This window comes from Klebsiella sp. K-Nf6 (genome assembly GCF_002806655.1).
In the GTDB taxonomy this organism is placed as follows: Bacteria; Pseudomonadota; Gammaproteobacteria; order Enterobacterales; family Enterobacteriaceae; genus Klebsiella; species Klebsiella variicola.
On the sequence record NZ_PIBN01000060.1, the window covers coordinates 1 to 398 of the forward strand.

At 44.0% G+C, this 398-nt stretch carries 1 protein-coding gene; it reads right to left on the bottom strand.

What is annotated here, in order from left to right:
* Positions 1–398 (bottom strand): 3'-5' exonuclease (locus CWM61_RS28615; protein ID WP_133122482.1); only part of this gene is annotated, 398 nt, incomplete at both ends.

Sequence of the window (398 nt, forward strand, 5' to 3'; positions counted from 1 at the left end):
ACAAATTCTCTGAACTGGAGTAATGCATCCAGCAACGGGATAGCATCATCATTTACGATCGCAGAGCGTGCTTCGGAGGACTGCTTAAGCCACCAGATAACAGTAGATGGATCGATTACGGCGCCCCAGTTCACAGAGGATTCAAGGCATACGACTTTATAGAAACTTTCTCCAATAGAGCCGGTTGCCGGGTCAAAAACAACCGCACCAATAGCGACGATAGGGGCGTTATGTTTTTTACCCATGGTTTCCAGATCAACCATAACGTGAACATAATCAATTGGCTGATCTTCCTCCTTATTATGATTACCGGATTCAATATCTACAGCATCCGTTTGATGAACAACTTCATCTGTTTTTTCTTTTTGGTTAACCTTGCCCGTAACGTCAACAAGACC